An 8,824-nucleotide genomic window follows, 5' to 3' on the forward strand; every position below is an offset into this window, starting at 1 on the left:
ATTTATTTACTAGGATAAAAATCTATATGGGTTCCCTGATTCCATTCTTAGAAGATCAAAGCCGGGAACTGGATCGAATCCAGAAAGAGCAGGTGGAGGTCTACGGGGATACCTTAGAAAATTCTCTCAAGCTCGCCGCAAAACATCTCAAAAAACAGATTCACGAGCTCGATTACGTTGTTCTCAAACGAGGAAAGAAAAAACTCTTCGGTCACGAGCCCTGGCATATCCGCGTTTCGATTCTTCCGGAGGATAATTTCTTAGACGAGCTGACCGAACTCGACAAAAAGTTGACCGGCGGCTCCGGAAAACTCGTCTCCAAGGATCTGAAAGAATTCATACAACCCAAGGACAAGGACGGACGGTCCTTGGTTCAAATTTTCAGAAACGGAGTTTATCTCACCATTTTTCCGCCGTTAGGCGAAGGTCGTCGTGTGGAAATGGAGGAGGTTACCAAAAAACTTTCTCTGAAAGGGGTTCCTTTAGAAGACGAAAAACTTATCCGCAAACTCGTAAAGGATGCCAAGGGAGAAGCCGTGATGATCTCGGAACAAAAACCGAGACAGGGAATGGAAGCCAAGATGATCTTGGATATCACTCCTGATAAGATGAAAGCGAAGGTCACCATTCTTCCTCCAAGACCGGGCGGAAGAGATTTGGATATGAAGGACGTCGTCAATCATCTCAAGAACGCCGGTGTCAAATACGGATTCAAAGAAGAAGAGATTCAAAAAAGACTCGAAGAAGAATATTTCAACCAACCCTTTCTTGCGGCAGAAGGAGATTATCCGATCAACGGAAAAAACGCTCAGATCATCTATCACGTCCGCACTTCAAAAAACGTTTCCTTCCGAGAAGACGAATCGGGAAGGGTCGATTTCAAGGATCTCGATTTGATAGAAAACGTGGTCGTTGGTCAACTCCTCGCGGAAAAGATTCCCGCTGAAAAGGGAAAATACGGACGAACTCTTTTTAACGAACTTCTTCCCGCGAAAGACGGAGTGGACACGGATCTCAAACAAGGAAAGGGAACCATTCTTTCGGAAGATAGGAGCAAACTTACCGCCGAGGTCAACGGTCAGGTTGTCTACGCGACCGGAAGATTGTCCGTGGAAACCGTCTACCGAGTCAACGGGGACGTCGGTATTAAAACCGGTAACGTAACCTTCCTCGGATCCATTGTGATTACGGGTAACGTGGAAGATAACTATTCCGTAAAAGCTGCGGGCAATATCGAAATCTACGGAACCGTTCAAAAGGCGAGAGTGGAAGCGGACGGAGATATCATCATTCGCCAAGGAATTTCAGGAAGAGAAGAGGCTCATATCGAATCCACGGGTGGAAACGTCATCGCTAAATTTATTCAGAGCGCGACCGTAATCACGGAGAAGGACGTTCTTGTTCAGGAAGGAATTCTTCATTCTTTCGTAAGCGCTGGAGGAAAAATTCTCTGCAACGGAAAACGGGGGCAAATCGTGGGCGGAACGGTGCGAGCTTCCGAACTCATCGGAGCCAGAAGTATCGGTTCTTCCGCAAACCCCGCGACCGAACTCGTGGTCGGAATCGACCCAAAAGTTCTCAAGCAGATCGCTGACTACGAAGCAAAGATGCATGAGAGTCAGTCCAAACACGAACAGGTTTTTAAGAGTCTCAAAACTCTTCAGGCAAGAAAAGAATCCGATCCTGCTTCCTTTACGGAAGATCATCAGAACCAGTTGGTGAAGATGCAAAAAGCGGTGGAGAAACTTGATTCCAGAATCAAGGAGTTCGAGGTCGAGATCAGCAATCTCAAAAGTTATATGGAAGAAAAATCTTCTCACGGGAAGATCAGTATTGAAAAGGTTCTTTACGGCGGCGTGACGATGAAAATTCGAAACTCCGACTTTAAAACTCGAAACGAGATCAAGAATAAGACTTTCGTGGAAGAAAACGGAATGATTCGGCAGGTTCCTTACGAAGATCCGGATCCGGATAATAAAAAAGACTGGAGAAAAAAACGAAACCGTGGTAATTAAACCATAGGATGCGCCTCAGCGATACTCTTTTAGGCTATGGACAAGCTCCGGACATGATCCGGAGGCAACAAGTGGAAAATCCGTTTACCATGCCTCATACGATCTCCGAAACGGCACGGGTGGTCAAAGAGTATAACGATACCAGAAAATATGCGGTCGAACTTTACACCGACGTGTTCTCTCTTTCTCCGGAATCCAGGGAAAAAATGGCCTCCGCTCGCAATCAGAAAATCGACCAGATTCGGGATAAACTCAAAACATACAAACCCGCGTTACCCGGTCCTTCTGAACTAGTCACATACTCGGAGGGAGGTGCAAAGGCGACTAACGCACCGTCCAATCGAGGTAGAATCGAATTCTTCGCTTAATCTTATTTCCGTGGGAATGTTGTTGGAGACGGTTCCGGGGGAAAAGATATGGAGCTTTTTGCAGTTTTAGCGATCAATGCCGTCATTTCGGTGGCGCTTTATTATACGATCACTTCCAAGGTCACGGAAAGAATCCGGACTCATATGTTGAAAAAGATCAACGATGAAATTCGGGACTTTGTGGACGAGTTGGAAACGGAGTCGATGAGACAAGTGGACCTGATCGGATCCAGAATTTTAACGTTTAAAGAAATGACTTTGAAAGCCGAAGAACTAGTCAAAAGAATCGAACAGGCCACAACTCCTGGCATTTTCAGTCCGCTCCAAAGCGAAACCTCCGGCTTAAAGTCCGATTTTTCCCCATCGGAGAATTTACAAGTTCCCGATTCGGAAAAGGGGATTACGGAAAAAAAATTGAACGCTCGTATATCGGGTTCCGTGCAGCAAGGGATTGGAAATATCTACAAAGAGAATTTGGATTTGATCAAAGAAGAGATAGAGTTCGAAATTCCAAAAACTCAAAAAACGACCGTGACACAAGTGGCACAGGTAAATCCTTATTCTCAAAAACCACAAGCCAGAGCGCAAGTTTCCAAAAAAGAAATCCCGGTTTCGAAAATGAACGAGAAGACGACTCCCGGCACTACTTCCAATTTAGTATTGGAAACGATCGGGAAGGGGGTGAGGAGATTTTTCGGAATCCAAGAAATCAAGGCGATCGCGGAAGAAGAATCCAGTGCAGGCGACTATTTTCCCGGAACTAGAAATACCACCCTCGACATTTCCCTGGACGATGATCCTTTTGCCCCCGTCGAGGAACGTTCGAGCACGTTAGGCGGAACAGCTTCTTTCACGGATAACCTCAAATCGAAAGAATCCGATTTTGGAAGAATTCTTCAGGAGAACGTAACTGGATACAAATCTCCGAAACCGGATTCCGCTAAAATTTCGGCGGAAGCCGCCTTGATGGAAATTGGAGACGACGCCACAAAAATCGAGAAAGTTGTTTTCCTTTTAAAAAGAAAATATTCCCATGAAGAAATTTCCGACGCACTGGATTTGGCGCTGGGAGAAGTGGATATCATAGAAAGATTCAGGTTAGACAGAAATAGGAGGTTCTGATGTCCCAGTTTAGCGTATTGAACGTAGGATTCGGGAATATCGTTCTGGTTTCTAAGATCGTAAGCATCATTCATTCGGATTCCGCGTCAGCAAAAAGAATTCGAAACGAGGCAAAAACGAACAACAGTTTGATCGATGCGACTCAAGGTAAAAAAACCCGTTCGATCATCGTGACAGACAGCAATCATCTGATTCTTTCTAATCTGAGAGTGGAATCTCTAACGAGAAGAATCGAGTCCCGCGATAATTCCATCGCCTCCGAAGAGGAAGAAATAGACTGAATTCCCCTAAACTTTTTGTTCTCTCTTCCGTCGCAGGAGGAGGGAAGTCGACTCTGATTCAAAAACTGAGACAGAAACATCCCGAGATTTTGTTCTCCATTTCCTGTACCACTCGTTTGCCTCGCCCAGGAGATCAAGAAGGAGTAACGTATCATTTTTTATCCAAAGAAGAATTTGAAAAAGGAATTTCGGAATCCGCCTTCTTAGAATGGGCGATCGTGCACGATCAGTATTACGGAACCCCTATCAAGTTTATCGAAGAAGCGTTTCAAAAGGGCGCGTCTGTGATTATGGATATTGACGTCCAAGGGGCTAAGATCATCAAAGAAAAACTTCCGGAAAAAATCGTAACGATCTTTATTCTTCCGCCTAACGAAGAAGAATGGGAGAAACGTCTGAGAGGACGCGGGACCGATTCGGAAGAAAATATCTTGAAAAGAATCAAGAATGGGAGAGCGGAGCTCGCACGCCAAAACGAATTCGATTTCAAAATTGTGAATGACGATTTGGAAAAGGCTTTGAAGGAATTGGAGAAAATCGTCTTTTCGAATTCGAAATAGGAGTTTTCGGTCCATTTCTTTTCGGGGCTCTTGAAGGAGTTCCGAAGAGACTTGCTACAGGATTTTTTCTTGAAGAATTTTAATTTTCTGAGATAGGTGATTCTGTGAATTTTTCCCGCCACCTCTCCCATCTACGCAAGATCAGCCTATCCTTAGCCACAAGTTGTCTGGGTCTGAAGATAACTTGTGGGAACTCCTACAACTCTTCCGTAAAAGTCGCGCGCCCCGCCCAAATTTCGGGAGGAGGGGCGGGTGGTGGAAAAATTCCGGAGAGTTTCCTCTATCATAAAATCAATCTTTTCGCAAGAAAAAATTCCTTTGTAGGAATTCCCACAAAATGCCTTTCTCTCGGGACGATTCTCGTTGTATCTACTCTTAACTTGTGGATAAGATTATACAAGATTGGGGTGGGGCCCGCGCGCTTTTTCGATGAAGCCGTAGCTCCGACTAGGTGTTTTTTAGGGAAGGATGCCTTCTTTTTTTCGAACGGAGAGAAATTATTTTTTAGGCTTCTTTTCAAAAAATCTTATGCTTCCAAGAAATTCATTTTTGATGATAGCGAGTTTCTTACTTTTCCTATCTTCCATTTCATTGGGTGAAAGAAAAATGACCAAGAAGGACTCTAAAGAGTTTTTAAGACTTCTCAAAGAAATTCCGAACCTATTTCTGGAATCGAAAAAGTTAGCGGAAAAAAATCCTATCCCGGATCCATATCCTTATCTGGAAAATCTTACGAAGGAATTTAGGAAAGCCAAAAAGTCTTATCAAATCGGAATCCCTTACCGGCATTTTACCACCTGTTCTTCGAAAGAACATCGATTCGTCGAGGTAAAATACGAAGTTTTTATCTTCACCAAAGGTAAAGAATCGAAATTTTCAATTTTAGAGAGTAGGCTTCACGAAATCGACAAACATCAAGGCGGTCTTTTAGAGGAAGAAGAGGAAATCTTACACGACTTCAACCCCTGATTACAAATCCTACTTCGATTCGATCTTATGGATCGAGAAGGTCGAATTCTTATATTTCTTTCCATCTTGCGGAAAAGCCATTTTGTTTTTTTGAACCGAATTTCTGCGTTATCTGCAATCAGGCGAATCGACTAAAATAAAAGGCATTGAGGTCGCCACACCGTTGGCTTTGAGCTCGCGGTCTTTGAGATAAAAACCGCAAACTGAAACTGAACTCCCCACTTGGACGTTGGAAATCAAAGAAGGAGAATCCGAATCCAATGCTACAGGTTTTCCGGAAAAATAAACCACAAAACGAATCGAATTTCCTTTGTATAAAATTTCGGAAACGGTTCCTGCGATCTGAATCGTCTTTCCAAAAGCGGCAGACGGGTTGGAGACTAACTCGTATCCGCTGACTTTCGGAGGAGGTGTGTTCTTCTTTTTTCCGAGAATCGGTAAGACCGTCAAAAAGAAACAAAAAAGAATTAGAATTTTATAATATTTTTTCATCGTAATCTCCGTTATGGATTTGTTTCGACTGCGTCTTCCGGAATTCCGGGGGTTTTGATTCCGCCGGATCTACTCAGCCATTTGTTCGTGATCATTGCTCTTCTATCCGCTGGAAAAAGGGTCAAAAGATAAGTTGTGATCGTAGGTCTTCCGTCGTCTTCCGCGTCTTTGTCCATCTGAATGAAAACGTCGATGATGTCACCGTCCGGCCAATTTAAAAGCATTCCAACCGCAGAATCGGGAGGCATGTTTCCGACCTTATCGGCCAGGACTTTGACCAATTTTTGTCTACTGTTCTTTTCCGCTTCGGCGGATTTCATGTCCTTCTCTTTTGAGATAAGACCTTTTCTCATCTCTTCGAGTTTTTCCATCTCTGCATCGAGTTTGGCTTTTTCGTTGAGAAGTTCTGCCTTTCTCTTTTCCAACTCGTCCAATTCTTCCGCGAAACGTTCTTGAGCTTTTGTAAACTCCAGCTTTTGAAGTTCGGAAGGGGACTCGTTATCTTGATTTACGAGGCCGGGTTCCTTTCTGAGAAAAGGAAAAATTTCCGATGCGTTGATGATTTGAAAGTAATCAAAGACAAAAAAACCGATTCCCAAGAGGAAGAAGATAAGGAGAACCAGATAGATTGCTCTTGCTTTGTCGCTTAACGATGCCATATTAAACCTTTAGGTCGATCCGATTCCTGCTGATCTTATTTTCCAACTCTTCGGCCTTCACTTGAAAATCGGTAATTTTCTTCTGGAGGCTAAGTATAGAATCCGGAGGAGAAGAAGAATTTCCCGTCGCCGCGTTTAGAATTTTCTGAAAGAAAGAATCATTTTTTGAATCGTTCGTAGAGTTTTTTAAGCTCTGAAAGCCCTGCGTCGTCGTTTGCGCTTTCAGAGTTTGTTCCCGTATCGAATGTAAAGATTCTCGGAGGCGGTTCAGATTGAGTGGATTCACGGATTTCTCTCCATTGGATGGATTTTAGTTGATTGTAGTGTTCTTCTAATTCGAACTTCTCTTTTTTAAAATAGAGCTTTCTGTATTCTTTGTATTGATTGTCTTTTAGGATTTCCAGGATCTTTCGATCTTTCTGAGCAAGGATCAATTCGGTTCTTTTGGAATCGAGTTCGGGCTTTTTTTTATCGATATCCGATTCTAAGTTTTCATTTTGAGTGATGAGGGAGCGGATATAACCTTGGTGTAATTGATAGTCTCTTAAAGAAGCGCCGTGAAGAGAATAGGATTCTCCTGTAAGGAGATCGATCTGTTTTTCGTTCTGAAGAATCTCGTTTCGAATCTGATTGATTTCGCCGGCGACGAGGGAAAACGCCTTTAGTTTTTCATCTTCCTTTTTTTTTCTAAGGTTGAGGACGGGTTCTAAGTTGAATGCAAAACGTTTCAAAGGATTAGAATTCCTCGTCTTCTTGTTCTTCTTCTAAGATTTCTTTGAGACCTTTGACCGCTTGTAAAAAAGCGCTTCTTTCCTGAATCTTTTGTTTTAGATATCGATCGATTTTGTCCTTTTTTCGGATCGCCATATCCACTCTTGGATCGGAACCGGAGACGTACGCGTTCAGACGAATCAATTCTTCCGCAGAGTTGTAGACGCTGATCAGTTCTCGGATCATTCCCGCTCTCAAGTTTTGATCTTCCGGGGCGATTCTTGCCATAACTCGAGAGAGAGAAGCGGGAATATCCACTGCCGGATAATGATTTCTTTCGGCGAGTTTTCTACTGAGAATGATATGCCCGTCGATATAACCTCGAACCGCGTCGGCAACCGGATCTTCCATTTCATCAGCTTCGGTTAAGACAGTATAAAAACCGGTGATGGTTCCTCCGGATTTAGAAGTTCCGGAACGTTCTACGAGTTTTGCAAGTTTGGAAAATACGGAAGAACTAAAACCTCTTGTGATCGGAGGTTCGTGGTTCGAAGCGGAAATTTCCCGATTTGCTTGCGCGAATCTTGTCAAGGAATCCATCATCAGGTTTACGTGTTTTCCTTGGTCGCGAAAGTATTCCGCGATTGCCGTTGCGAGGAGGGCGCAGTTGACCTGTTCCATCTTGGGAGAATCCGAGGTCGCCGCGAGGACGACTGATTTCTGAAGTCCTTCTTTCCCAAGATCCAATTCTATGAATTCATTTACTTCTCGTCCGCGCTCTCCTACGAGTGCGATGACGTTTACGTCTGCATCCGTATAACGGGCGATCATTCCTAAGAGGCTGGATTTACCGACTCCGGAGCCGGAGAAAATTCCGACCCTCTGTCCTCTTCCAATCGTAAGAATTCCATCGATGGCTCGAACTCCTGTCGTGAGAATGTCCCGGATGATCGGTCGGTCCAGAGGGTTCGGCACTTCGGCGTCCGGGGGGCGTTCTTCCTTTGTGATAATATGACCTTTTTTATCGATGGGCCGTCCTACACCGTTGAGAACACGACCTAGGAGTTCTTTCCCGACCGGAATCGAAAGTTTACGACCGGAAGAAAAGACAAAGGCTTCGGGATAGACTCCTTCCACGGGGCCGAGCGGCATAAGAGTATAGACGTGTCCCTCAAAGCCGACAATCTCACATTGGAGATATCCTTCCTTTCCACTCTTTTGAACGTCCATGAGTTCGCCGATCTTAGAATCTGGAGGGCCTTCCGAATAGATGACGTTTCCAGAGACACGGATGACCTTTCCTGATTTTCGGATCGTCTCGGTGCGATCCATAATCAGGAAGTATTTAGACATTACGTCTATTTTCTCATGAAATTTCTTTTCGATCATAGAAAGCTCGGAATTATCTCTTGGTATCCAGGATTTGTCGGAAAGTCAAGTATCTATGCGAAAATAAAAGAATTATGTCTCTAAAGGAAGCAGTGCGAATTCGAAGAAACTCGGGGTCATCCTCAAATCCACACTTGTCGTAGTTACGACGATCTTCTGTGAAAGAAAAATGCCCCACCCTCGTTGGGTGGAGGAGGTGGGCTGGTGGGAAAAGATCGGGAGAATTTTCCGTAGCATAAAGGAAGAATTTAGTAAATC

General features: G+C 44.1%; 10 protein-coding genes. 6 read left to right on the forward strand and 4 right to left on the reverse strand.

Annotation, left to right across the window (positions count from 1 at the left end):
• Positions 1-26: 26 nt before the first annotated feature.
• The 6 genes from JWG45_RS12375 to JWG45_RS12400 all read left to right on the forward strand — a co-directional run bounded on the left by JWG45_RS12375 (position 27) and on the right by JWG45_RS12400 (position 5,315).
• Positions 27-2,015 (forward strand): FapA family protein, encoded by a 1,989-nt coding sequence (locus JWG45_RS12375; RefSeq protein WP_205280000.1) that lies wholly within the window; start codon positions 27-29, stop codon positions 2,013-2,015.
• Positions 2,016-2,023: 8 nt separating this feature from the next.
• Complete coding sequence (locus JWG45_RS12380; protein WP_205280001.1) at positions 2,024-2,383, forward strand: hypothetical protein; 360 nt, start codon at positions 2,024-2,026, stop codon at positions 2,381-2,383.
• 48 nt (positions 2,384-2,431) lie between these two features.
• Positions 2,432-3,505, forward strand: a complete 1,074-nt coding sequence (locus JWG45_RS12385; RefSeq protein WP_205280002.1) for a hypothetical protein — start codon at positions 2,432-2,434, stop codon at positions 3,503-3,505.
• Positions 3,505-3,786 carry a DUF370 domain-containing protein gene (locus tag JWG45_RS12390; protein ID WP_205280003.1) on the forward strand — a complete coding sequence of 94 codons (282 nt, stop codon included), beginning with the start codon at positions 3,505-3,507 and terminating at the stop codon, positions 3,784-3,786. Before JWG45_RS12385 ends, JWG45_RS12390 begins: the two co-directional genes overlap by 1 nt.
• Positions 3,783-4,346: a guanylate kinase gene (locus tag JWG45_RS12395; protein ID WP_205280015.1), complete on the forward strand. Its 564-nt coding sequence runs from the start codon at positions 3,783-3,785 to the stop codon at positions 4,344-4,346. The genes JWG45_RS12390 and JWG45_RS12395 overlap by 4 nt, the downstream gene beginning before the upstream one ends.
• Positions 4,347-4,952: 606 nt before the next feature.
• On the forward strand, positions 4,953-5,315 hold the full coding sequence (locus tag JWG45_RS12400; protein ID WP_205280004.1) for a hypothetical protein: 363 nt from the start codon (positions 4,953-4,955) through the stop codon (positions 5,313-5,315).
• A 108-nt stretch (positions 5,316-5,423) separates the two neighbouring features.
• On the opposite strand, the gene JWG45_RS12405 is transcribed toward JWG45_RS12400, so the two are convergent.
• The 4 genes from JWG45_RS12405 to fliI all read right to left on the reverse strand — a co-directional run bounded on the left by JWG45_RS12405 (position 5,424) and on the right by fliI (position 8,566).
• Entirely contained in the window at positions 5,424-5,807 is a 384-nt protein-coding gene (locus JWG45_RS12405; RefSeq protein ID WP_205280005.1) for a TOBE domain-containing protein, read from the reverse strand.
• An 11-nt stretch (positions 5,808-5,818) separates the two neighbouring features.
• Entirely contained in the window at positions 5,819-6,466 is a 648-nt protein-coding gene (locus tag JWG45_RS12410; protein ID WP_205280006.1) for a periplasmic-type flagellar collar protein FlbB, read from the reverse strand.
• Between the two features lie 158 nt (positions 6,467-6,624).
• Positions 6,625-7,197, reverse strand: a complete 573-nt coding sequence (gene fliJ, locus JWG45_RS12415) for a flagellar export protein FliJ (protein WP_205280007.1) — start codon at positions 7,195-7,197, stop codon at positions 6,625-6,627.
• A 4-nt stretch (positions 7,198-7,201) separates the two neighbouring features.
• Complete coding sequence (fliI, locus tag JWG45_RS12420) at positions 7,202-8,566, reverse strand: flagellar protein export ATPase FliI (RefSeq protein WP_205280008.1); 1,365 nt, start codon at positions 8,564-8,566, stop codon at positions 7,202-7,204.
• Positions 8,567-8,824: the final 258 nt, after the last annotated feature.

It is taken from the genome of Leptospira ainlahdjerensis, from assembly GCF_016919175.1.
Lineage (GTDB): Bacteria > Spirochaetota > Leptospiria > Leptospirales > Leptospiraceae > Leptospira > Leptospira ainlahdjerensis.

Bases quoted from the DNA above. Each gene is read 5' to 3' on its own strand.
- JWG45_RS12380 (WP_205280001.1), top strand. From the start codon at position 2,024: ATGCGCCTCAGCGATACTCTTTTAGGCTATGGACAAGCTCCGGACATG.
- JWG45_RS12375 (WP_205280000.1), top strand. From the start codon at position 27: ATGGGTTCCCTGATTCCATTCTTAGAAGATCAAAGCCGGGAACTGGAT.
- JWG45_RS12405 (WP_205280005.1), bottom strand. From the start codon at position 5,807: ATGAAAAAATATTATAAAATTCTAATTCTTTTTTGTTTCTTTTTGACG.
- JWG45_RS12385 (WP_205280002.1), top strand. From the start codon at position 2,432: ATGGAGCTTTTTGCAGTTTTAGCGATCAATGCCGTCATTTCGGTGGCG.
- fliI (WP_205280008.1), bottom strand. From the start codon at position 8,566: ATGATCGAAAAGAAATTTCATGAGAAAATAGACGTAATGTCTAAATAC.
- JWG45_RS12410 (WP_205280006.1), bottom strand. From the start codon at position 6,466: ATGGCATCGTTAAGCGACAAAGCAAGAGCAATCTATCTGGTTCTCCTT.
- JWG45_RS12390 (WP_205280003.1), top strand. From the start codon at position 3,505: ATGTCCCAGTTTAGCGTATTGAACGTAGGATTCGGGAATATCGTTCTG.
- JWG45_RS12400 (WP_205280004.1), top strand. From the start codon at position 4,953: ATGACCAAGAAGGACTCTAAAGAGTTTTTAAGACTTCTCAAAGAAATT.